Below are 23,217 nucleotides of genomic sequence, written 5' to 3'. Positions count from 1 at the left end.
TACGGGGATGAATTTGAAGCTATCTTAAGGTACGTTAAAAGCTAATATGCCCAAAATTTATGAATATTCAACGTTGGATTGCACGGCGAGAACCAAATTGGCAGCGTTTGGATGCTTTATTGAGACAGTTAGAACACAAAGGGTTAAAGTCTCTCAAAGCTGCGGAGATTAGAGAAGTAGCGAGTTTATACCGTTCCGTGGCAGCTGATTTGGCACGCGCTCGCACTCAACAGGTGGGCAATATTTTGATCCATAATTTACAATCCTTGACCACCCGCGCCTACACACAAATTTACCAAGGTTCTCGTCGGCAGGAATGGCAAGCCGTATGGGACTTTTATCTTTGGGGGTTTCCTGCCGTCATTCAAAAAACATTTCCCTATATCGCCACAGCGACAGCTTTGTTTTTTGTGGGGTTATTGGTGGGTTGGTGGTATGCGTGGCAAGACCCGACTTTTATGTCGTTAATCGTGCCAGAAAGCTTAATTTCGCAAGTCCGAGATAAAGGTGAGTTGTGGATGGGGTCAATTGTGGGTATTGAACCTTTAGCATCGAGCGGCATCATGATTAACAATATCAAGGTGTCCTTTGGTGCTGTGGCTGGGGGAATGACAGCCGGAGCTTTCACGACCTATATCATGGTATTTAATGGGTTATTAATTGGTGCGATCGCAACTTTGGTTGGTCAAAATAACTTGGCTTATCCTTTTTGGGCTTTTGTCTTTCCCCACGGTGCATTAGAGTTACCCGCTATCTTTTTTGCTGGTGGGGCTGGTTTGTTATTAGCAAAAGCGATTCTATTCCCTGGTAAATATCGCCGAGGAGATGCCTTAAAACTTTATGGTTCGCAAGCAGTACAGTTAGTATTTGGCATTGTACCAATGTTAGTAGTCGCCGGAATTATTGAGGGTTTTATCTCTCCTAATCCTATAATTCCAGACCCATTAAAGTATCTATTTGGTTTAGGATTATTCATAATTTTAGTCATATACTGCAACCGCAAACATACATCAGTCACTAGATAGATTTTCACTTTTGAGTTTTGATTTTTTTCTGTACGGTTATTGCGATCGCCACTGTTCATTAAACCGAACCTACAGCTATTTGGCAGTGATCTAGTGTGTTAGTGAGGAAGCTTAAGATAAAGCTTTTGGAAATTAAAGATTGAACTAAAAATATATTGCTGTACTTTCAGCTATAAAGCTTTAAATTAGGCTGCCTTCATCTAAATAGTACATTTTTAGAGGTGATATTATGGCACTTGTTCGTTGGGAACCTTTCCGGGATATCGAACGCCTAGAACCATTCCGAGAAATTGATACCTTGCAACGGCAAATGAATCGCCTGATTGAAAGGTTAATGCCTACCGATGGCGGCGAAAGAATGGGATTTACATTCATGCCTGCTGCTGAACTTGAAGAAACAGACGATGCAATTCATCTCAAATTAGAAGTACCTGGTCTAGAATCCAAAGATATTAATGTAGAAGCCACACCCGACTCAATTTTGATTAGCGGTGAACGCAAATCTGAAACCAAAACTGAAGAAGGTGGTATGACTCGTTCTGAATTTCGGTACGGTAGATTTCAAAGAGAAATACCGCTACCTTGTCAAGTTCAGAACGACAAAGTACAAGCTGAATACAAAAACGGCATTCTCCGCCTAAATCTGCCAAAAGCAGAATCCGAAAGACAAAAAGTTGTGAAAGTTAATCTCGGATAATTTGAGGTACTAGGTGTAGGTTGGGAAGCCACCGCCTTGGACGGGTTTCCCGGCTTGGGGCGAGTGGCGTTTGACGCAAGGAAACCCAACACCAATATCTATATTGGGTTTTTGAGATCAATGTTGGGTTGCGCTGCGCTTAACCTAACCTACATCTATTGCACTATTTTAAGCTTGACTACACCCCTAAAGAGAGGTAATTCTTATGGCAAAAGTAGTTGGTATTGATTTAGGGACGACAAACTCTTGCGTTGCTGTTATGGAAGGGGGACAACCAGCCGTCATTGCCAATGCAGAGGGACAACGAATTACTCCCTCTGTTGTTGCATATACCAAAACTGGTGAACGCTTGGTGGGTCAAATTGCCCGACGGCAAGCTGTGATGAACCCAGAAAACACCTTTTATTCTGTCAAACGCTTCATTGGGCGTAAATTTGATGAAGTTACTCATGAAGCCACAGAAGTTTCTTATCGAATCATGCGCGACAGTCAAGAGAATGTCAAATTAGACTGTCCCGCCGTAGGTAAACAATTTGCCCCTGAAGAAATTTCTGCCCAAGTTTTGCGGAAACTGGTAGATGATGCCAGCAAATATCTAGGAGAAAAAGTCACCCAAGCCGTAATTACAGTCCCAGCTTATTTCAATGATTCCCAACGCCAGGCTACCAAAGATGCCGGGAAAATAGCTGGTATAGAAGTTCTCCGCATTATTAACGAACCAACAGCCGCCGCCCTCGCCTATGGTTTGGATAAGAAGGAAAATGAAACTATCTTAGTATTTGACTTGGGTGGTGGAACTTTTGATGTTTCGATTTTGGAAGTAGGCGATGGCGTGTTTGAAGTTAAATCTACCAGTGGCGACACCCATTTAGGTGGTGACGACTTCGATAAAAAGATTGTCGATTGGCTAGCTAATGAATTTCGGGGTAATGAAGGTGTAGATTTGCGTAAAGACAAGCAAGCACTGCAAAGATTAACAGAAGCAGCCGAAAAGGCCAAAATTGAACTTTCTAGTGCCACTCAAACCAATATTAATCTCCCCTTTATCACCGCTACTCAATCAGGGCCGAAACACCTAGACATGACCCTGACACGGGCTAAATTTGAGGAGATGTGTGCAGATTTGTTTGACCGTTGCCGCAAACCAGTACAACAAGCGTTGCAAGATGCTAGACTCTCCAATGCCCAACTTGATGAAATTGTACTAGTTGGTGGTTCGACTCGGATTCCTGCGGTGCAAGCATTAGTCCGTCAGATAACGGGGAAAGATCCATGTCAAGGAGTTAACCCGGATGAAGTTGTAGCAGTTGGTGCAGCTATTCAAGCGGGTGTGTTATCAGGTGAAGTCAAAGATATCTTACTGTTGGATGTAACACCTTTGTCCTTGGGTGTAGAAACTCTGGGCGGCGTGATGACTAAGATTATTGAACGTAACACCACTATCCCGGTGAAAAAATCAGAAGTCTTTTCTACCGCCGTTGATGGGCAAACAAATGTAGAAATTCATGTTCTCCAAGGTGAACGTGAATTAGCTCAAAATAACAAAAGTTTGGGTAATTTCCGTTTAGATGGCATTCCCCCAGCACCTAGAGGTGTCCCACAAGTTGAAGTAACTTTTGATATTGATGCCAATGGGATTCTCTCAGTGACAGCGAAAGACCGAGCAACTAACAAACAGCAGTCAATTTCGATCACAGGTGCTTCAACCTTAGATAAACGGGATGTGGAACAAATGGTGCGGGATGCAGAAGCTCACGCTGCTGAAGACCACAAACGCCGCGAACAAATAGACACCAAGAACTTAGCCGACTCTTTAGTCTATCAAGCGGAAAAACAACTGCGAGATTTGGGTGATAAAGTTAGTGCCAGCGACAAGAGTCGAGTTGAAGGGCTAGTAAATGATTTACGAGAGGCGATTAACCAAGATAATTTTGATCGAATTAAATCTCTGACTAACGAGTTGCAACAAGCCCTCATGCAAGTTGGTAGTGCTGTTTACGCCCAAGCCACAGGAACAACTTCGGGAGGTACACAGGGTGAACAAAGAGGTGACGGTGAAGATGTGATTGATGCTGACTTTGTAGAAAGTAAATAGTCGCAGGTAAGTTTTGTTAATGAGATAGTTGAGGCACAAGCAATCATCGTTTGTGCCTTTTCAAGATTAATTTGATATTTAAAGAAGATTACTATATAGAGTTTTTATACACCCATATTCCCCAACTCTTTTCACTAAAGAATCTGACTCTTAGAATAGAAAGGTAATTTTTCATTACATCCTACTGTAGGCATAAAACTTGATAATGAAAAGTACAATTTGGACACTACAGTTAGTTTGTTATAAATCTTTGTAAAGAAAGTGTTCAAATCAATGGTATGTAAATTTTTCGTGTTTAATAAGCCAAAAATAGGGCAGTAAATAGTACCTAGATGTTGATAATGAACTATATGCTAATAAGACAACCAATAGATTTCTCCTGGTTTCTACTATGCCAACTTTGCATCTAGTGTTTTACACAAAATTGCTGATTTGAATCAAGCAGATAACTAAACACACACGGATCTCAGTTTGTTTGCTTGAATAGCTATATTGATAGAATTGCAATTCCACTTTTTTGATTATGACCAGTAAGCTAATTGATGTTAGGGAATATACTGTCAAAGCTCATCAAAGGCTGATTCACACGCGCGTTTTTAATTTTGTCTGTAAAGAGTGTAACGAAGCTACAAACCGCGAGACTTTTGGCCCCCGTCCTTTATATTGTGAGAGATGTCGCCCGCCACAAGCACCGAAAAAATCTCAGCAGCCATCTCACAAGGCTAAACCTCGACCAATGTCTTATAAAAGTGATACCGATTTGGGTTGACGTGAAACTACATGATGAATACTCAATTGCATTTAGAACCCCCTCCTCAAGACTTCCTCTCTCCGTTGTTGGAACTACGAGACTACTATGCTCACCTTGTAGAAGAGTACGAAACTTTGTATACACAGGCGCGATCGCAACTTGACCATGTGCAAGCTTTGTTATCTACTTGGTCTGCGGACAAAGATACAAACGGCCAAGTTGCAACTCTAGAAGCTGTTCAAGAAGTATCTACCCATCCCCAGGATGAGTCTTTGTTATCTTTGTCTGATAGTGTTTCCCCTACTGCTATTAAATTGGTAGAGTCTAGCCAAGCTGACATCAAAAGTTCAGATCGTTTAGAACTCAAGGATGATACTACTAAGGTTGCAGAGCATAATGAGCCTCCAGCTACAAAGATATCAGCAGAAAGCATTAAGGGAATTGATTTCCCCATGCTACCTGAGTATCAATCTATGAGTCGGATGGAAGCTATTTCAAAACTATTGCAAGAACATCTTGGTGCTGTCTGTCATATAGATTTTGTGGTGCGATCGCTCTATGGTGAGTTAGATCCACACATTTTTAAGGTAGTTAAAGGTCGAGTCCAATCTTCTCTTACCCAAGGTAGAGAACGACAGGCCTGGTTTGGTATACCTGACGAACCTGGTTGTTACACCCTAGACTTAAGTTTGGTAACTTCAAATCGCACTAATACTTACTCTCGCAATGGTAAAAGTAGGAAGAAGCCAGCTTTAGTTGTACCGAAGACTAAAATTGTTCCTATGTTGAAAGCCTATGAAGGTCAATTTTTAATTGATGCACTTACCTCTTTCTTTCGACACAATCCAGGGAAAGTTTTTAGTGTGGCGGAAGTGATCACAGGACTTTATGGAGACATCGATGCTGATGATCACAGAGAAGTTAAAAGCAAGGTATTAAATGAATTATCTCGCGGTTATCGCATAGGAAGATTCGACAGAATACCTAAAAAAGTTGGCTTTTATACTTTGGATTTGGAGTTAGCCGCCAGTTCGGGGTGAGGGAATTGAGAATGAACGACTGTAGAGATGTTGCATTGCAATGTCTCTACCCCCCCCATAACATTAAGCGTTTGTCACCTGTCCCCTGTCACCTGTCCCCTGTCCCCTGTCCCCTACTCTACCCACCCTAAAGTCCGTTTAACGGCTTTTTGCCAAGTGGCGAAGTTGGCTGTGGCGTGATGTCTTCCTTCCCCTGGCTCAAATATGCGGTCAATTTCTCGTTGCTTTACCAATTCTGCATAACTATCCCAAAATCCTACAGCTAAACCGGCGGCAAAGGCTGCACCAAGGACTGTGGTATCGCGCATGGTGGGGCGTTCTACAGGAATCCCCAACACATCCGCTTGGAATTGCATCAGAAAATTATTCTCGCAAGCACCGCCATCCACAATTAAACGCTGCATAGCATGACTACTAGAGGCGTTGATTGCTTGTACTACTTCTAGCACTTGATAAGCGATCGCCTCCAACACAGCCCGGACTAAATGCTGGGGTTGGACGCTGGCGGTAATGCCAAAAAATGCCCCTCTGGCGGTCATATCCCAGTAGGGTGCGCCTAATCCACTAAAAGCTGGGACAAAATAAACTCCACCGTTATCTGATACTTGTTGCGCCATCATCTCAGTGTCCGCCGCAGTTTTGATTAATTTGATGCCATCGCGCAACCATTGGATACAAGCCCCACTAGTAAACATACTGCCTTCCAGGGCATAGCCTATATTTAAGTTATGGCTGGGATTTACTTGTGTCCATGCCACTGTAGAAATCAGTTGATTTGAAGAGCGCACAATCTCATCACCAGTGTGAGCTACTAAAAAACTACCAGTACCATAAGTACACTTCATCAAGCCGGGGCGATCGCAGCCATGACCAAATAAAGCTGCTTGTTGATCACCTAAAATAGCAGTGATGGGAATAGCTGCACCGAGTAATTCAGCATCAGTCACGCCAAATTCCCCTAAACTCGGTTGAATTTTCGGCAATATATGCGCCGGAATCTGGAGAATATCTATTAATCTCTCATCCCACGCGCAGGTTTTGAGATTCATCAACATTGTCCGGCTAGCATTGCTGTGGTCAGTGGCGTGGACTTTTCCACCCGTAAGATTCCACAGCACCCAACTATCAATAGTACCTGCGAGGACATTATGCAAGTCAATGCCTGTAAGATTATCCAAGAGCCATCTAAGTTTAGTAGCCGAGAAATAAGCATCCACTACTAAACCAGTGCGATCGTATATTTCCTGAGCATAACCTTGCTCTTGTAATTGGTTACACAGAGGAGCAGTGCGGCGGTCTTGCCAAACAATAGCTTTATGGAGTGGTTTACCTGTCGTTTTATCCCAGAATAAGCAGGTTTCTCGTTGTACAGTCAGACCAATAGCTGCAATTGCCGATGGTGGAATTTGAGACTGAGACATTGCAGTTTTCATCACCCAGCAAGTATCCCACCAAATTTCTTCAGCGTCATGTTCCAACCATCCCGGCTGGGGATAATATTGTGTCAGTTCCTTATATGCCTGTCCCACAATTTTACCGTCAGCGTTAAAAATAAAAGCGCGGTTTCCTGTCGTACCCAAATCCAACGCTAAAATATAGCCGGATGATGATGTGCTGCCCAATGTCTGCATAGCCCCAATTATATAATTCTGACTTTTCAACCCTCGGTGTAAAAAAAAGGTGGACAAAATGCCCACCCCCTAAGCTAAGAGAATATTCCGTTGCTATTAACCCAACAATTTTTTAGCTGTAGCTAACACATTATCAACGCTAAAACCAAATTTCTCTAAACAAACGCCGCCAGGAGCAGAAGCACCAAAGCGGTCAATTGTCACAGTATCACCTTCACTACCAATATATTTGTGCCAACCGAAGCTACTAGCAGCTTCTACAGCCAAACGCTTGGTGACAGCTTTAGGTAGAACAGATTCTTTGTAAGCTGCATCTTGTGCTTCAAATAAATCCCAAGCACTCAAGGAGACTACACGGACTTTCTTACCTTCGGCTGCAAGTTTCTCCGCTGCGGTGACACAGAGGTTCAACTCTGAACCAGTACCCATGAGGATGATATCGGGTGTACCATCGCACTCTACTACTACATATCCACCCTTAGCTACACCTTCAATTGATGTACCGGCTAAGTTGGGGACATTTTGACGGCTAAACGCCAACAAAGTAGGAGCGTTATTCTTCGCTCTTTCAATTGCAACTTTGTAAGCACCAGAGGTTTCATTACCATCGGCGGGGCGAATCACTGTCAGGTTAGGAATCGCGCGTAAAGAAGCCAGGGTTTCGATAGGTTGGTGGGTGGGGCCGTCTTCACCTTGTCCGATGGAGTCGTGAGTCATCACCCAAATCGAGCCGGCTAGAGAGAGTGCAGATAAGCGGATAGCAGCCCGCATATAATCGGTGAAGATGAGGAAGGTCGCACCGTAGGGAATTAAGCCTGAACTGTGCAACGCCATCCCATTACAGATTGCGCCCATACCATGTTCCCGCACACCAAAGTGAATGTTGGGGTTTTGGTATTGTCCTTTTTGGAAATCGCCCTTACCTTTGATTTCGGTCAGGTTGGAGTGGGTTAAGTCAGCTGAACCACCAATGAGTTCAGGTAAAACCGCCGCCAACTTATTGAGACAGGTTTCTGAGTGCTTCCGGGTAGGTAATCCTTTGTCTTCGGGGGTGTAGGTAGGTAGTACCTTATCCCAACCGTCAGCTAGTTTACCACTTAGGTAACGCTCAAATTCAGCCGCTTCTTGGGGATACTTCGCTTTGTAATCAGCAAAAGTCTTGTTCCATTCAGATTCGTAGCCAGCACCGCGTTCTACGGCTTTGCGGGTATGGTTGAGGACATCTTGAGGAATGACAAATGGTTCATGTTCCCAACCCAAATTTTTACGGGTTAATGCTACTTCGTCTCCACCTAAAGCTGCACCGTGAATACCAGCCGTATTAGATTTATTGGGAGAACCGTAACCGATAATAGTTGTCACCTTAATCATGGTGGGTTTATCGGTGACAGCTTTCGCTTCTTCAATAGCTTTGTGAATTGCGTCTAAATCGGTGTTACCATTTTCAACGTGCAGGACGTGCCAGCCGTAAGCTTCAAACCGCTTAGAAACATCTTCGGTAAAAGCAACATCTGTAGAACCATCAATAGAGATGTGGTTATCGTCGTACAGAGCGATGAGTTTACCTAAACCCAAGTGTCCAGCGAAGGAAGCAGCTTCACCGGAAACGCCTTCCATGTTGCAACCGTCACCTAGAATTACATAGGTGTAATGGTCAACAATTTTGGCATCAGGTTTGTTGAATTTAGCTGCGAGATGAGCTTCTGCGATCGCTAAACCCACACCATTGGCAATACCTTGACCTAGGGGGCCAGTGGTGACTTCTACGCCTGCGGTCATGAAGTTTTCAGGGTGTCCGGGGGTTTTAGATTCCCACTGCCGGAATTGCTTGATATCTTCAATGCTGACGCTATCGTAGCCTGTCAGATAGAGCAGGGCATACTGCAACATCGAACCGTGACCAGCAGACAGAACAAAGCGATCGCGGTTAAACCACTTGGGGTTTTTGGGGTTAAACCGCATAAAGCGATCCCAGAGTACGAAAGCCATCGGAGCTGCGCCCATCGGCAGTCCTGGATGTCCCGATTTTGCCTTTTCTATAGCATCAACAGCCAAGAAACGGATCGAATTAATACAAAGTTCTTCGAGGGATTGGGTTGCAACAGCCATAATCTATATATTTTTAACGACGGGTTAGTACTCTTGGAGCTACTCTTAACGGGGTAGTTTTTAACAGTTATCAGTGATCAATGATCAGTTATCAGCAGTAAATTTTATGTTGATAACTGTTGACTGTTAACTGTTAACTGATGGAAGTTCCCCTACAGTATCATCATCCCATTCCCAATTGTGCATGGACAAGCGGGGTATCCTGAGTTTCTGGTAATTAATCAAGCCAAAAACCAGGTCAACTTGAACCCTTGGCTGATTGGGGAATGACATTTACGATACTGTTGTTGTTTTGATTACGGGATAGCCAACATAGATAATGATTTCAGCTTCTCAGTAAGAATGGAAAACTTGAAAGTCAAGAAGAAGAATTCAGAACTCAGGAATCAGGATGCAGAATAGAAAAATTCAAGATTTCTGAACTTTGGATTCTTCATTCATGTTTTAGATTATGAGCAAGTCGATTACTCACATTATCTCCTAATTTTTGAACTATTCTGTCCCCTGAATTCTATTTTGAGTGCTGAGTCATGTTAGCGGTAGCGCGGCGTTTAGCCCGTGCTGAGTGCTGAGTCAGGACTTTTAACTTCCGCGTAGCGGAGCTAGACGTATTTTCTAAAGGCGAGGGTGACATTATGTCCACCAAATCCAAAGGAATTGGATAAGGCTACATCGACTTTGAGAGCGCGGCTAGAGTTGGGTACGTAATCTAAATCACACTCTGGATCAAGGTTTTTGATATTGATTGTAGGTGGAATGCGATCGTTAGCAGTAGCTAAGACTGTGGCTACAGCTTCAATACCTCCAGAACCACCTAACAGGTGTCCTGTCATTGATTTAGTGGAACTGACGGCGATTTTGTAGGCATGATCGCCCAAGGCTCTTTTAATCGCTGCCGTTTCCGTAGAATCGTTAGCCGGGGTGCTAGTACCGTGGGCATTAATATAGCTGACTTGATCTGGGGTAATACCTGCGTCTTTTAGTGCCAACTGAATGGCTCTGGCTGCGCCTTCACCGCCAGGGACAGGGGAGGTTATATGGTACGCATCACAGGTCATGCCATAACCAACGATTTCGGCATAAATGCGTGCGCCACGACTGAGAGCGTGTTGCAACTCTTCCAGAATCAAGATTCCCGCACCTTCACCCATGACAAATCCATCGCGATCGCGATCGAAGGGACGGCACGCATGAGTGGGGTCATCGTTGCGAGTAGAAAGGGCGCGTGCAGCCGCAAAACCAGCTACAGACAAGGGAGTTATCGCCGCTTCACACCCACCACAAATCATGGCTTGAGCATAACCACCTTGAATCATGCGAAAAGCGTCCCCAATGGCGTTAGAACCTGCGGCGCAAGCAGTCACAGTACAGTTATTAGGGCCTTTAGCACCAGTATGAATTGCTGTCAGTCCCGCCGCCATATTAGCGATCATCATGGGAATCATGAATGGACTACAGCGATCTGGGCCACGGTTAAGGTAGATGGTTTGCTGGTCTTCCATGACCTTAATACCGCCTACACCAGAACCGATAATAACTCCTACCTGTTCGGCGTTGAGTTCATTAATAACTAACTTGGCATCTGCAACTGCTTGTTTGGCTGCTGCGACTCCAAATTGGGAAAATCGATCCATGCGCTTGGCTTCTTTGCGATCCATGTATTCATGCGGATCGAAATTTTTCACCTCTCCAGCAATGCGACAATCATGGCTAGACGCATCAAAAAAAGTGATGTAGTCAATGCCATTGCGTGCGCTTAACAATCCTTCCCAATATTCAGCAGGTGTGTTACCAATAGGTGTAATCGCGCCAACACCAGTTACAACAACGCGGTTACGATTATAATCTGTCATGACTCAGTAAAAGATGGCGAGAAAGTTGCAAGTAAAGTTATGAGTAGTGAGTGCTGAGTGCTGAGTGCTGAGTGCTATAAAGCCCTGTGGGCATAGCTGCGCTTAGAGCGGTAGCGCGGCGTTTAGCCGGTGCTGAGTAGGAAATTTCACTCAGCAGTAGTGTTCCGAGTTCCGAGTTAGAAATCTTACTCATAACTCATTACTCATTACTCAGCACTCATAACTCAACACTTTCTTAAGCGGATGCGGCAACTTTGCTGTTGATGTAATCCACTGCTTCTTGAACGGTTGTAATTTTTTCGGCGGCTTCATCGGGAATTTCGATATCAAATTCTTCTTCCAAAGCCATTACTAATTCCACTGTATCTAGAGAATCTGCCCCTAAATCGTTAGCAAAATTTGCTGTTTCGGTAACTTTTTCCTCGTCAACACTAAGTTGTTCAACAATGATTTTCTTGACTTGTGCAAAAATTTCTGCCTGGCTCATATATAAAATTCCTTAACCAACTGCTATTTTCTGCTCTTGATGTTATGGGAGACATGGTTTTGAGCATATACATCTTATCGGAAAGCGCGATCGCCCGTATACGTCCTTGTCCAAAATAGGAAGAGAGTGGTGAGTGCTGAGTGCTGAGTGCTGAGTTGTGAGTGCTGAGTTGTGAGTGCTGAGTTGTGAGTGCTGTTAGCGGTAGCGCGGCGTTTAGCCGGTGCTGAGTTGTGAGTGCTGAGTTGTAAGTTGTGAGTGAGATTCACCACTCAGCAAGCTGCTCATGTTCCACTACCCTAACTAAACTTGGAACTCATAACACTTTTTAATACTGCTTGTTATCAATTCTTACTAAATTTTTAGTGAATGTTCAAAAAATATACATTTCCTTCTCAGTATCCCTGGTGAGAGGTGAGAAAACAGTTATCATCGGGGCAGTTGCCCTAAACCACACTTACTTTTATGCTATCTCAAACACTAAAATATGCTTACTTCCCTGGTTGTGTAGCTCAAGGTGCTTGCGGGGAATTATACCAGTCAACTCAAGCCTTGACTCAAGCATTAGGTATTGAACTGATTGAACTCAAGAAAGCTGCTTGTTGCGGTTCAGGTACATTCAAAGAAGATTCTCAACTGTTAGAAGATACAGTTAATGCCAGAAATATTGCCCTCGCAGAAGCATTAAATTTACCCCTACTGACTCATTGCAGTACCTGTCAGGGTGTGATTGGTCATGTTAACGAACGCTTGCAAGATTTTCAAACCAGTAACCCTGATTATGTGAAGCAAGTTAATGGCTTGTTAAACAAAGAAGGCTGTCTACCTTATCGCGGTAAAACAGAAGTTAAACATATCCTCTATGCGCTAGTCAGAGATTATGGCTTAGAGGAAATTAGCAACCGTGTTACCCGTAAGTTATCTGGGCTAAAGTGTGCAGCTTTTTATGGCTGTTATCTCCTCCGCGCCCAAAAACCTATGCCCGACGAAGACCCTTACAATCCAGAAGCAATGGAAAATGTCTTTCGAGCGGTGGGTGCAACACCAATTTATTATCGTGGTCGGACTCAATGTTGTGGCTGGCCTCTTTCTAGCTATGCTACTACCCAATCCTTCCAGATGGCTGGGATGCACATTCAAGACGCTTTAACTGCTGGTGCTGATTGTTTAGTTACCCCTTGTCCTCTGTGTCATCTAAATTTAGATTCTCGTCAACCAGAGGTAGAAAAAGTAATTGGGCAAAAATTAGGTTTGCCCGTGTTACATTTACCCCAGTTAATTGCTTTGGCATTAGGGGTTAGCCCCAAAGAATTGGGTTTAGAACGGCATATTGTTTCTACAAAACCCGTTTTAGAAAAGTTAGGATTTTGAAGAAATTGGGGGCTGGTGATTAGGGATTGGACAGAAAAAGTCAAAAGTCAACATGACAAAGAAACAGACTTTTCAAACATCCTCTAAGAGTTCTTTAATTTTGAATTTTTAATTGATTTCTCCCTTAAACTGACGTTGGAGATGTCTAAAAAATTTATACATCTCTGGCAAGCGGCTGTAAATACCAGCAACTTTGAGATATGTTCTATGGGGAACAGCAGGAGTCCCAGAAACAACATCTCCTGCTGCAACATTGTGCAGAATACCGCTTTGAGCCGAAGCAATTGAGCCATCACCCATTGTTGCTTGATTGGCAATTCCGACTTGTCCGGCTAAAATCACACGATTGCCTAATTTGACTGCTCCAGCCATACCAGTTTGGGCAGCGATCGCGCAACCTTTACCAATTTGACAACCATGAGCAATCTGCACTAGGTTATCGATTTTGGTATCGTATCCTATCCTGGTTTCTCCCACGGCTGGGCGGTCAACGGTCGTATTACAACCTATTTCTACTCGATCTTCTAAGACTACATAGCCGGATTGTTCCATTTTGAACCAACCAGTCCGGGTAGGGACAAAGCCAAAACCCTCTGCACCGATGACAGCACCGCTATGAATGACGCAATCTGCACCAATTTGGCTACGTTCTTCGATGGTACAGTTAGCGTGCAAGGTGGTGCGATCGCCTATCTTCACATCGGGATAAATGACGACGTTGGGATGAATAATCACACTGTCACCGATTTCTGCTCTTTCCTGAATCACCGCATGGGGGCCAATGTAGACATCTTCACCAATTTTGGCTGTGGGATGAATAACGGCTGTAGGATGAATGGCTGGGCTGGGAGTGTATGGTTGATAAAATATAGCGATCGCTTTGGCAAACAACAATCTTGGTTGCTTTGTCGCTACCCAAGCTATGCCTCGTTCTTCTGCTTGAGCTTGTATCGTTTGATCATGAGGCAAAATTAAAGCACTAGCATTTGTCGTGTTGATAAAAGAGGCAAATTTCCCACCTTCTACGTAACTTAAAATACCAGTTTTTGCGTCTTCAATGGCCGCTACCCCTATAAGTTCTGGGTCATTATTTTGATTGATTTTCAGACTATGGTCGATTGCGGTGTCACCAAATTGGTGTATGATTTCGCTGAATTTCATATTCGCGTATTTATTTAGTAGTTTTCTCAGTAAAAGCAAGATTATACTATTTCATATCACGTCAGCTTGATTGCTGATCTGACTTTTCACGTCATGTGGAAAAGTCCACGGAAAATCTAACTTCCAAACCAGGATTTCAAAGTCTCTCTCCTCGGAGGAGAGAGATTTAGAGAGAGGTTTTCCAGATTCCGTGAAAAGTTAGGATTGCTGATGAAGCCCCAAGAAGCCCACCCCGTGAACATGGTGGGGTTTAATGAATGTTGGAAGCATAGTTAATTAATCTTCAATGCTTTACTTACCAGATGAAACTAATTTTTTTAACCTTCTCAAATATCTTTTCATAATTCTCATTTTATTAATTAACATAGGATTGCCTGATGGAACTTTTGGCATTAAATCTTCTCGCAATACATATACACCATCGTTACTGTCATAGTTTAATTTGGCTGCGGGTTTAATCTTTGTTTGCCATTCATCTCCAGATAGTTGCAGATTAGTCATACTCGCACCTTGATTATGGGAGTGAGTTACTACCATTAATTGAGATTCATGCTTAAAATTCTGACTACCTCTAGCTCTTGCTAACAAACGGACACTGATCCGTTTTTGTATCTGTTGAGGTGAACGATGTTGATAGTGTTTTAATCTAATCCTAAATGGATATATTGCCCCAAAATAAGGCCACCCCTGATCTTTATCCCAAAATAAATCCTGGTCATATCTGAAGAAACGCGCCTCTGACCAATTATTCAGATAGTAATGACACTTTTGTTCAACTGGTATTTCATCATCATAAATTGACGGTTGCTGACTATAAATTTCTAAATCCTTATCAGTAAAGAAGTATTGAAAACTAGCAGCCCAAACTGCTTGATATTGCCCTGGTATTTCCCCTAAGAAACTACGCGGATTGTCAATATAAATTTCATCAGCATCTAACCGACACCACCAGTCACCTGTTGAACTATTGGCTCGATAATGATGAAAGAGATCAGCCCATAAACCGTGATGATATGTGCAGTTATCTTGCTTGTAAGGAATGATTTTTTGATGTTTTTGAGACAGGTTTAAAATCTTTTCCCATGTGCCATCTGTACTACCATTATCCAAAACATATATAAAATCAGACCAGATTATTGCTGATGTGAGTGTTTGCTCAATGATGTCAGCTTCGTCTTTAACTACACAAATACTATGAATTTTCATGACCTTACCTCTTAGAAAATCTCATGAGTGCAGAATTGCTGCGGCGTAAACTGTAAAAAATTTGGATAAATTGTTGATAGCCATTATCCCCTAACCAGTGCATTAATGCGATCGCTACACTGAGACGAATATATTCTTTAGTAAAGATGATCAAAAAATCATGCTTCAGAGCTTGCCGACGAAAAACATCTGCTTGTTTATTATCTCTATCTTTACTTTGTAAACATTTCCATGCTAATAACAAATAAAGATTACCATAGCTCCGCTTTCTCAAATGTAAAAACTCAACTGGAGCAGACTGAAAAGCTTTTTCAAAAATGGTGCGAAAATCGTGTATCAGTTGAGGATAATTTTTAGATTTATTATGAGAATGCTGACGGTAGCTAACTAGAGGTTCTTTAATCAAAGCACAAGGATAAACCGCAGCGATTCGCAACCACATATCCCAATCTGGTGCTGCGTCAATACTTGCATCAAATACTCCTACTTGCTCAAAGCATTGGCTACGAATCATAGGCACACTACCACATTCAATCAAATTGCGAGCTGTAAATTTATCCCAGATATATCCTTCTGCATCCGGTTTGACTATTCTACCTGTAGGCTCACTTTTTTCATTTATATAAGCGACCCAATTGTAAACTAATCCTATTTCTGGATTTGATTCCAAAACCCTGATTTGCTTTTCTAATTTAGTCGGCTGCCAAAAATCATCAGCATCCATAAAAGCTATAAACTCACATTGGGAGTGTTTTATACCTGTGTTTCTTGCTCCTGATGAACCTTGATTTTGTTGACTAACTAATTTAACTCTTGAATCTTTGATTTGAGATACCCATTCAGCCGTTCCATCTGAACTACCATCATCAACAATGATTACTTCAAAATCATCAAAAGTTTGATTAAAAAGACATTTGATAGTTTCAGGAAGATAATTTATCGCATTGTAAGCAGGAATTATCACAGAAACTTTTGGCATATTTATAACTCTTATTTTGCTAATGGGATAAAGGTGATCTATCCATTTGTTGAGAATTGCCTATTTCATCCCAATCCCAACCTGCTACTGCTAAAGAAAGCCACCAATAGAACAAAAGAGTAGTGTGCTTCCAGATATTGTCAGTCAACATTCCCAGCAGAATAGCGGTGAAAACAGCCAACAGGATAAAGCAAAAGTTCTGTTGTGAGCGATTATTTCTAGCCGCAGACATGAGATTTATAAGGCGATAAACTTGAGCTGCCAGAAAGATCAAAAATGTTGTGAATCCTACTATCCCTCCCTCAGCTAAGGCTCGGAGATAATCATTATGAGCCTCGTTTTTTAACACAGTTAAGTAGGAAGCTGTATTTAACCCATAACCAAGTAACGGCGAGTTCTTCCAAGCCTCCCACATAAAATGCCATTGTGCTATTCTCCAATTAAAACTATTTCCGTCTGTCCAAGATAGTAAAATTGCCCGCCATATCTCTATATCTGGATTTAAGAGTGGTGTATCTGCCAGTGAGCCAAGGCGTTCTCGTCCAAACTCTGTACTCGCAAATAAAATTATTACTAATCCTAATAGTAAAAAGCCACCAATTAAATTGACGAGATTTAATTTAGGTACAATCATTACTAAAACAAACACAAACAGCATTGCTGTCATAGTTAGAGCTTTGGTACTAACAAAAAAGAAAGCAAGTAAGCCTAGCAAACATAACCAAGGCCAACGTTTTGGTGTGTTACCTATCTTCCAACAGGTTAGCGCGATAAATAGTAATAAGAATGTGGCAAATGTAGAAGGATGACCTAGAGTTCCTCTAATACGCGAAGCTGATTCTAATTCCCCAGTATTGACGCTACCTTGAGCCAGGAAGGAAGGTAGTAATGAAGGCGGTAAGAACATCTGCATTGATGATACTGTCAGGGGAATAACAAGACTCAAGAACAAGGCAGTAATTACTGTCTGAGGTTTCAACTTCCCCTTAAGTTGCATGACGAGCAAATAAACCATTAACCACGAAAATAAACGTGTCCACTCACGGACGCCTTCTAAGAGATATGTCCCATCTAAACCTAGCCCTCCTAATGGTAATAGCACTACCCACATTCCTTGTAGTGCGACCCATCCAGCAAAAAACCACCAAAATCTATCTACTTTGATGGCTTGATTTGTTAATAAAGAAACAGCTACATATAATAACGCCAAGCCACTTAAACCAACCGCAAAAGCAGATGGAATTTGCTGTGCAGAAAATGTATCTAAAGCACTACGCAAAACTAATAAGCCGATAACTGCTTGCTCAAATTTACCAAAAAACCAGACAACCACAGCTACGGCAAATATAGGCAAGCCGATTAACAAGGGGCTAACACCGACTAGAAACCCTGTTACTATGCCAATGGCAATACCTGCTAACCCAACCAAAATTCCCACATGGGAATAACGACTTGAGCGTTTATTAGTCAACATTGTTATCTTCACCTCAAATCGTTCTGGGAATTTCTGCTACTACTCCCTAGCAAGTTCAAGCGTCTCAAAGGCCTAGATAGGAAGGATTGGTTCTCATCAATGGGATAGCGATAATATTTTTCTGTCTCAGTTTCCATCCCATTGATCACTACTCCCAGAATCGGTATCCGGTTTTGATTGAGTTCTGCTACTGCTCTTTGCAATGATTCTTTAAGTGTGACACTGGGGCGCGTAGTCATGATGACGCCATCACTATATTGACTGAGGGTGGAAGCATCAGCACAAACCCCCAGAGGCGGTGTGTCTATAATAACTAGATCATAGTGTAATGCGGCTTCGGCTACGAGAGATTTCATTGCTTCTGACTCCAGCAACTGTGAAGGTCTACCATGTAGTTCACCACAAGTCAATACAAAAAGGTTTTCAATATCTGTTGACTGTGCAGCACTCAGTAATGATCTATTCCCATTGAGGACATCGGTAATGCCTGGTTTGGGAGGTAGGTTAAACAATGTATGCTGTACAGGTCTACGCAAATCTGCATCAATGATGAGTGTGCGGCGAGATAGCATGGCTGCAACAGCACCTAAGTGCGACACCACAACTGATTTACCTTCTCCAGAGATGGTACTGCTCACCACGACAATCTGCAATTTATCACTGCTACGAAATTCTAGATTTTTGAGGAGCATCCGGTAAGGCTCAACTAAGCCTACATCGTCTAAGAATTTTTCGGCTGGTTCGAGGGTGAGCTTAGTAGCAGGGAGGCGTGGTAAAACTCCCAGCAGTGGTAACTTCAGTAGCTCCTCTGCGTCTGCAACATCATAGAGTCTATTATCCATTAACTCTAATAGCAGCACTATCCCGGTAGCTAGAATGCTACCAAAGAACATAGCGATAACTAACACAACCGATCGCTTGGGATAAGCGTAAGCAGTTGGGGCTTGGGCTATTTCGATGATTCTGAGATTACTTACCTTTTGCGCTTCCGCAATCCGTGCTTCTTCTAGCTTGCTTTGTAGCAATTTCAAAGACTCGGCCGCTTCCTCCCGTTGACGAGTGAGCATGGTGAGTGGTTGTTGTCTGAGAGGCAATACTGTTAAACGAGCCTGGAGGTTAGTTCTCATAGACTGAACTGCTCGGAGCTTGTTTTCAACTGCTAGACGCTCAACTTCGTTATTGATTAGCTGGGTGGTGAGATTTTGACTGATTTGATCAGATGCAACGTCAGCAGAAGAAGCGGTTTGATTTGCTGGTGATACCCGCGCCACTTCCTCGCCATACAAAGTCCGAATTTGATCTCGCTGTCCTAGTAGGGATACAACTCTGGGGTGATTATCTGTAAACTGTAAACGAGCTTCTATGAGTTGAGTTTCTAATTGGGTTAATTTAGCTCTTAAGGCTTTGAGTTGTTCGTCTTGACCGCTACGTACTGATGTATAGGCGTTATTGATATTTTTAGTAGCAGTAAGTTTTCTCAGGGAATCATCCCGCGATCGCGCTTCTTGTACTTGAGCTAATAATATCCGTTCTTGGTCTTCTAGATTCGCTAAACTCTCGACTAAGCTCCGAGTTTGGTCGGTATCTGCAATCACACCACTTTGCTGTCTATATTTAGACTCCGCCACTTCTGCTTTTTGTAAGCGATTACGAGCTACTGGTACTTCTTTTTCTAAAAATTGTCTGACTTTAGTCGCTTCTGAGCTAATCGCTTGAATATTTTCCTCAACCATTGCTTGGGAAACAGCATTTAGCACTTCAGCCGCAAACTCAGGATTTTGGTTGTAATAGCGCACTTCTAGAATATTAGTAGCTGGTACAATGCTGACTTTCAATGAGGAAGTGATATCTGTAGTTTTTAGATCAATTGGATTGGCACTATTTTTGTTTTGGGAAACCAGCTTCTCTATAGCCTTATCCAAAACAGCCTGTGATTTCACTAGCTCGGCTTGATCTGCTAGGGGGTTGCTGCTCCGTCCCACAACTGAAGGTTGTGTCAGATCACGTCCTAATTCTGAAACGCTGACACCTTTAGCATCAACCATCAATCTTGCTGATGTTTCATAAAAACGCGGAGTTACAGCCAGGTAAGCAACTGATGCGCCAATCACAGCCGCTAAGGTAGACAAAGCTGGCAACCCTCTACGTCGTAATACTGCCAATAAGGTTGAAATACCTTTTCCCATTACCTATACCTTGATTTCTTTCAGATCGGACTATCCAACTTGGATACAGTATTAAAAAATATTAACTACTCGGTATCATAACTGATGACAACGGCACTCAATACAAACTAATTACTTTTAAAGAGTCGGTTTTTAGATATGATTGGGCTTGCCTATTTCTTAGTTCCTACTTTAGCTAGATCCATATCTTTGGTTTCTGGCTGAAATCCACCTGAAATTTCCGAAGAGTTCAAAACTTGTGTATATAGTTGCAATATTTCCGATGTAATATGATCCCAACTGTAGTTGAGATTGACATGATTTTGTGCTTTCTTGGCTATGGGGGCTAGTTTTTCTGGGTAACGCAACGCCCAGTCTAAGACAGAAATACAAGAGTCTAAGTTGCCAGCTTTAAATAGTATTCCTCGCTCTTCCCCTAGTAGTTGTTGATGAGGTGGAATATCACTACCTACAACCGGGATACCTTCTCGCATCGCTTCTAGCATCGATAAAGGTAATCCCTCTAAGTCAGAAGGCAGAACAAACAAACCTGCGCCTCGGACAATTTCCCAAAGACGAGAACCTCTAAGTTCCCCTGCGAAGACTATATTTCTTTGACGGGCAATTTTTTCTAGTAGTTGGCTAGTAAATGTTTTCGTATCACTGACACCCCCAGCCAAAACTAGTTTCCATCCTCTTGGGTTGAGCGCACTAAAAGCTTCAACTAACAAATCAGGACGTTTTTCTGGTACGAGTCTGCCTAAAAACAGAATATAACGCCCTTTTTCCAGTCCTAGATTAGTACCATAGTGAAAATTGGGATCTGAATAACCATAACTTGCTGGAGCTGTGGGAATATAAACCGTCTCTTTGCCATATGTTTGCAAAAAGTATGTTTGCAGTGATTTTGACACCACCATCATGCCGTGGCTAAAACGGACAGATGCCTTTTCTCCAAGTTGAATCAGCCTCGTAGACAAACTTCCCCACTTAGCTCGTTGCCAGTCTAAACCGTGACAGGTAACTACGATTTTTGACGAGTTAGCAATCCTAGGTATGCAGGTAAACAAAGCTGGGCCGAGGGCATGAAAATGGATAATATCATATTTCTGCCCAGTGGCGGCGATCGCTCCCATCGCTGAAGTAACTAGAGCATCCAAACCATAATAGTAGTCCAAACCTGGGAAAGAAATGACTCGCACCCCTCGAAAATCATAATTTTCCCAGCCAAAATTCTCTGTGTAAGATGAGCGAGCAAATAAATCTACAGTGTGTCCCTGTGACACCATCCGAGGATAAATTTCTGCACAATAATGCTCAATACCACCCTGTTTTGGTGGTATACCTTTTGCACCAATTACTGCAACTTTCATAATTAATTAGCCGTGAAGAACGAGATGATTAATAGCGAACACACACACAAAAAATAGGGAATTGGGCTTTCTAGTCTGAGGGAATCTGGCTTTTATTAGCGGCTAGCTGTGACTAAATATTTTGTTTCCCAACTTTGCCACATCTTTTTATACACTTCATTGATTACGGTACTGGCTGCATAAGGTTGAGCTGTGCGTACACAGGCAGAAACTGGATAACTTCCTGGATTCATCACTACTTGACGTAGAGCATTAGCAATGCAGTCTGGAGTTCGTTCTTCGCAAACAATACCACTATCAGACGAGAGTAATTTTGGAGTTTCACCCGCTTGCGTAGTTACTATGGGTATACCGCAAGCCAGAGCCTCAAGTACCACAAAAGGCAAACCCTCAAAGGCACTACTCAGCACCAACGCATGGCACACACGATGTAAATCAGCTAGTTCCTTTTGCTTGACTGCTCCTAGCATTGTCACCCGCCCTGCCAATCCTAGCCGGGCAATCTCAGCACGGATTGGCTCGGCTAACTCACCATTACCTGCCATTAATAGATGAATGTTGGAGTTGTCTAAAGCCGCTATGGAACGGATGAGGAGGATGGGATCTTTTTGGGGATGTAAACGACCTGCAAACATAATAAAGCGGGTGTTGTCATCTAATCCCCAGCGCATAGCCAGTTCGCGTCTCCCCTGTTCTCGTTTATCTGGTGGTAAGGGGTAAAAAATTTCTTCGTCAAAGGTATTCTTGAGAAAAGCTACCCGCTCTCGCAAGTTGGGGTATCGCTGTTGATAAAGTTTCATGGACTCTGTGTTGCAAGAGTAGATTTGATGAAACTGATCTACCAACATCTTTTCTAAGGCAAAATAAGCGGAGGGAAACTTTCTCCAGAGAATTGCGTTTTTATCATCCTTTGCCGCAATCTGGGCTTGAATGTCATTTTGAATAAATAGAGTCTTTTCTCCCTGCCAATGACGCGTCACTATGGTTGGTTCTATCCTGTAAAAGTGCATAAAATCTGAAGCGTAATTACGCCCAACCAAAGCGGCCGTATATTTAATAGTTGTCGGGATCAGACCTCTGAAATCGTCGTTCTCTATTAAACATAGGGGTAAAAAACTAATTTCTCTGCCGGCGAATTCTTTTTGTTGCCACTTACCTAGAACTTGAGAGCGATCGCTTGCTGTCCCTACAAGTCGCACTTCAAACTCCCTAGGAGCATACTTCATAAATGTGTTGATTAGTGTCTGAATTCCTCCTATCGAAGTGTACCAGGGATTGAACTGGTAAAAAATCGTTAGAACTGGTTTACGCATTACTCACACCATAAGGGAACTTTGCTGCATACAAAGTCAGAATTGACGAATATAGAAGAAATACTGAAATTTAGCCGTATTTTATGCAACAAACGTACTGAAACATACACAGCCTTATCGTAGTATCTCTATGTTGAAAAGTCACTTTATCGTTAAAGTCTTCACCAAAAGTTTACATTCGTGACAAAAAAATCTTTGGCGAAAAACTTCATAATTTCATAACTACTATCTATGAACCCTTTACTACATCAATTCATGAAGATATCCGTAGTTATTATGAAGGTACTTTAAAGTAGCTTCATAATAACTTTATGGAGAAATAGGTGACAGGTGACAGGTGACTGGGGACAGGGGAGCAGGGGAAGAAAAATACAATGCCCACCCACTCATTACTCATTACTCATTACTCATTATTCATTACTCATTATTCATTACTCATTACTCATTATTCATTACTCATTATTCATTACTCATTATTCATTACTCATTA

The 23,217-nt window shown here is 42.5% G+C and carries 19 protein-coding genes; 6 read left to right on the top strand and 13 right to left on the bottom strand.

The features are described 5' to 3' along the window. Positions 1 to 59: 59 nt before the first annotated feature. The 5 genes from ACM0OR_RS10380 (at position 60) to ACM0OR_RS10360 (ending at position 5,608) form a co-directional block, all read left to right on the top strand. Positions 60 to 1,025, top strand: a complete 966-nt coding sequence (locus ACM0OR_RS10380) for a stage II sporulation protein M (protein ID WP_414576161.1) — start codon at positions 60 to 62, stop codon at positions 1,023 to 1,025. A 229-nt stretch (positions 1,026 to 1,254) separates the two neighbouring features. Further along, complete coding sequence (locus ACM0OR_RS10375) at positions 1,255 to 1,722, top strand: Hsp20/alpha crystallin family protein (protein ID WP_190705599.1); 468 nt, start codon at positions 1,255 to 1,257, stop codon at positions 1,720 to 1,722. Between the two features lie 205 nt (positions 1,723 to 1,927). Next, positions 1,928 to 3,817: a molecular chaperone DnaK gene (gene dnaK, locus ACM0OR_RS10370; RefSeq protein WP_323265651.1), complete on the top strand. Its 1,890-nt coding sequence runs from the start codon at positions 1,928 to 1,930 to the stop codon at positions 3,815 to 3,817. A 523-nt stretch (positions 3,818 to 4,340) separates the two neighbouring features. Then, positions 4,341 to 4,586 carry a hypothetical protein gene (locus tag ACM0OR_RS10365; RefSeq protein WP_190705605.1) on the top strand — a complete coding sequence of 82 codons (246 nt, stop codon included), beginning with the start codon at positions 4,341 to 4,343 and terminating at the stop codon, positions 4,584 to 4,586. 11 nt (positions 4,587 to 4,597) lie between these two features. After that, on the top strand, positions 4,598 to 5,608 hold the full coding sequence (locus ACM0OR_RS10360; RefSeq protein ID WP_190705608.1) for a hypothetical protein: 1,011 nt from the start codon (positions 4,598 to 4,600) through the stop codon (positions 5,606 to 5,608). 113 nt (positions 5,609 to 5,721) lie between these two features. Here ACM0OR_RS10360 and glpK read toward each other — a convergent pair whose 3' ends face one another. The 6 genes from glpK to ACM0OR_RS10330 all read right to left on the bottom strand — a co-directional run bounded on the left by glpK (position 5,722) and on the right by ACM0OR_RS10330 (position 11,957). Then, entirely contained in the window at positions 5,722 to 7,239 is a 1,518-nt protein-coding gene (glpK, locus tag ACM0OR_RS10355) for a glycerol kinase GlpK (RefSeq protein WP_414576160.1), read from the bottom strand. Positions 7,240 to 7,335: 96 nt separating this feature from the next. Further along, positions 7,336 to 9,348 (bottom strand): transketolase, encoded by a 2,013-nt coding sequence (tkt, locus tag ACM0OR_RS10350; RefSeq protein WP_414576159.1) that lies wholly within the window; start codon positions 9,346 to 9,348, stop codon positions 7,336 to 7,338. Positions 9,349 to 9,950: 602 nt separating this feature from the next. Continuing rightward, positions 9,951 to 11,201 carry a beta-ketoacyl-ACP synthase II gene (gene fabF / locus ACM0OR_RS10345; protein ID WP_414576158.1) on the bottom strand — a complete coding sequence of 417 codons (1,251 nt, stop codon included), beginning with the start codon at positions 11,199 to 11,201 and terminating at the stop codon, positions 9,951 to 9,953. Between the two features lie 37 nt (positions 11,202 to 11,238). Beyond that, on the bottom strand, positions 11,239 to 11,394 hold the full coding sequence (locus ACM0OR_RS10340; protein WP_414576157.1) for a hypothetical protein: 156 nt from the start codon (positions 11,392 to 11,394) through the stop codon (positions 11,239 to 11,241). Between the two features lie 42 nt (positions 11,395 to 11,436). Continuing rightward, positions 11,437 to 11,688, bottom strand: coding sequence for an acyl carrier protein (acpP, locus tag ACM0OR_RS10335; protein ID WP_190705620.1), 252 nt, complete (start codon positions 11,686 to 11,688; stop codon positions 11,437 to 11,439). A 74-nt stretch (positions 11,689 to 11,762) separates the two neighbouring features. Continuing rightward, complete coding sequence (locus ACM0OR_RS10330) at positions 11,763 to 11,957, bottom strand: hypothetical protein (protein WP_414576156.1); 195 nt, start codon at positions 11,955 to 11,957, stop codon at positions 11,763 to 11,765. A gap of 193 nt (positions 11,958 to 12,150) precedes the next feature. Here ACM0OR_RS10330 and ACM0OR_RS10325 point away from each other — a divergent pair, with 193 nt between their 5' ends. Then, positions 12,151 to 13,056 (top strand): CoB--CoM heterodisulfide reductase iron-sulfur subunit B family protein, encoded by a 906-nt coding sequence (locus ACM0OR_RS10325; RefSeq protein WP_414576155.1) that lies wholly within the window; start codon positions 12,151 to 12,153, stop codon positions 13,054 to 13,056. 108 nt (positions 13,057 to 13,164) lie between these two features. Here the strand turns inward: ACM0OR_RS10325 and lpxD are convergent, their stop codons facing one another. From lpxD to ACM0OR_RS10290, 7 genes are all read right to left on the bottom strand, one after another. Further along, positions 13,165 to 14,217 carry a UDP-3-O-(3-hydroxymyristoyl)glucosamine N-acyltransferase gene (gene lpxD, locus ACM0OR_RS10320; RefSeq protein WP_414576154.1) on the bottom strand — a complete coding sequence of 351 codons (1,053 nt, stop codon included), beginning with the start codon at positions 14,215 to 14,217 and terminating at the stop codon, positions 13,165 to 13,167. 291 nt (positions 14,218 to 14,508) lie between these two features. Then, the gene (locus ACM0OR_RS10315; RefSeq protein WP_414576153.1) at positions 14,509 to 15,423 is read right to left on the bottom strand and encodes a glycosyltransferase family 2 protein; all 915 of its coding nucleotides are present in this window, start codon (positions 15,421 to 15,423) and stop codon (positions 14,509 to 14,511) included. A 4-nt stretch (positions 15,424 to 15,427) separates the two neighbouring features. Then, entirely contained in the window at positions 15,428 to 16,402 is a 975-nt protein-coding gene (locus ACM0OR_RS10310) for a glycosyltransferase family 2 protein (protein WP_323265658.1), read from the bottom strand. A 19-nt stretch (positions 16,403 to 16,421) separates the two neighbouring features. After that, positions 16,422 to 17,876, bottom strand: coding sequence for an O-antigen ligase family protein (locus ACM0OR_RS10305; protein ID WP_414576152.1), 1,455 nt, complete (start codon positions 17,874 to 17,876; stop codon positions 16,422 to 16,424). 8 nt (positions 17,877 to 17,884) lie between these two features. Beyond that, positions 17,885 to 20,062 (bottom strand): GumC family protein, encoded by a 2,178-nt coding sequence (locus ACM0OR_RS10300; RefSeq protein WP_414576151.1) that lies wholly within the window; start codon positions 20,060 to 20,062, stop codon positions 17,885 to 17,887. 152 nt (positions 20,063 to 20,214) lie between these two features. Further along, a complete protein-coding gene (locus ACM0OR_RS10295; RefSeq protein WP_414576150.1) occupies positions 20,215 to 21,414 on the bottom strand; it encodes a glycosyltransferase family 4 protein in 1,200 nt (399 codons plus the stop codon). Positions 21,415 to 21,509: 95 nt separating this feature from the next. Further along, complete coding sequence (locus ACM0OR_RS10290; RefSeq protein WP_414576149.1) at positions 21,510 to 22,727, bottom strand: glycosyltransferase; 1,218 nt, start codon at positions 22,725 to 22,727, stop codon at positions 21,510 to 21,512. Positions 22,728 to 23,217: the final 490 nt, after the last annotated feature.

Origin of the sequence: Anabaena sp. CCY 9402-a, assembly GCF_963920945.1 — a bacterium.
GTDB lineage: Bacteria > Cyanobacteriota > Cyanobacteriia > Cyanobacteriales > Nostocaceae > Trichormus > Trichormus minutissimus.
This window is presented reverse-complemented; position numbering and strand designations above follow the sequence as displayed.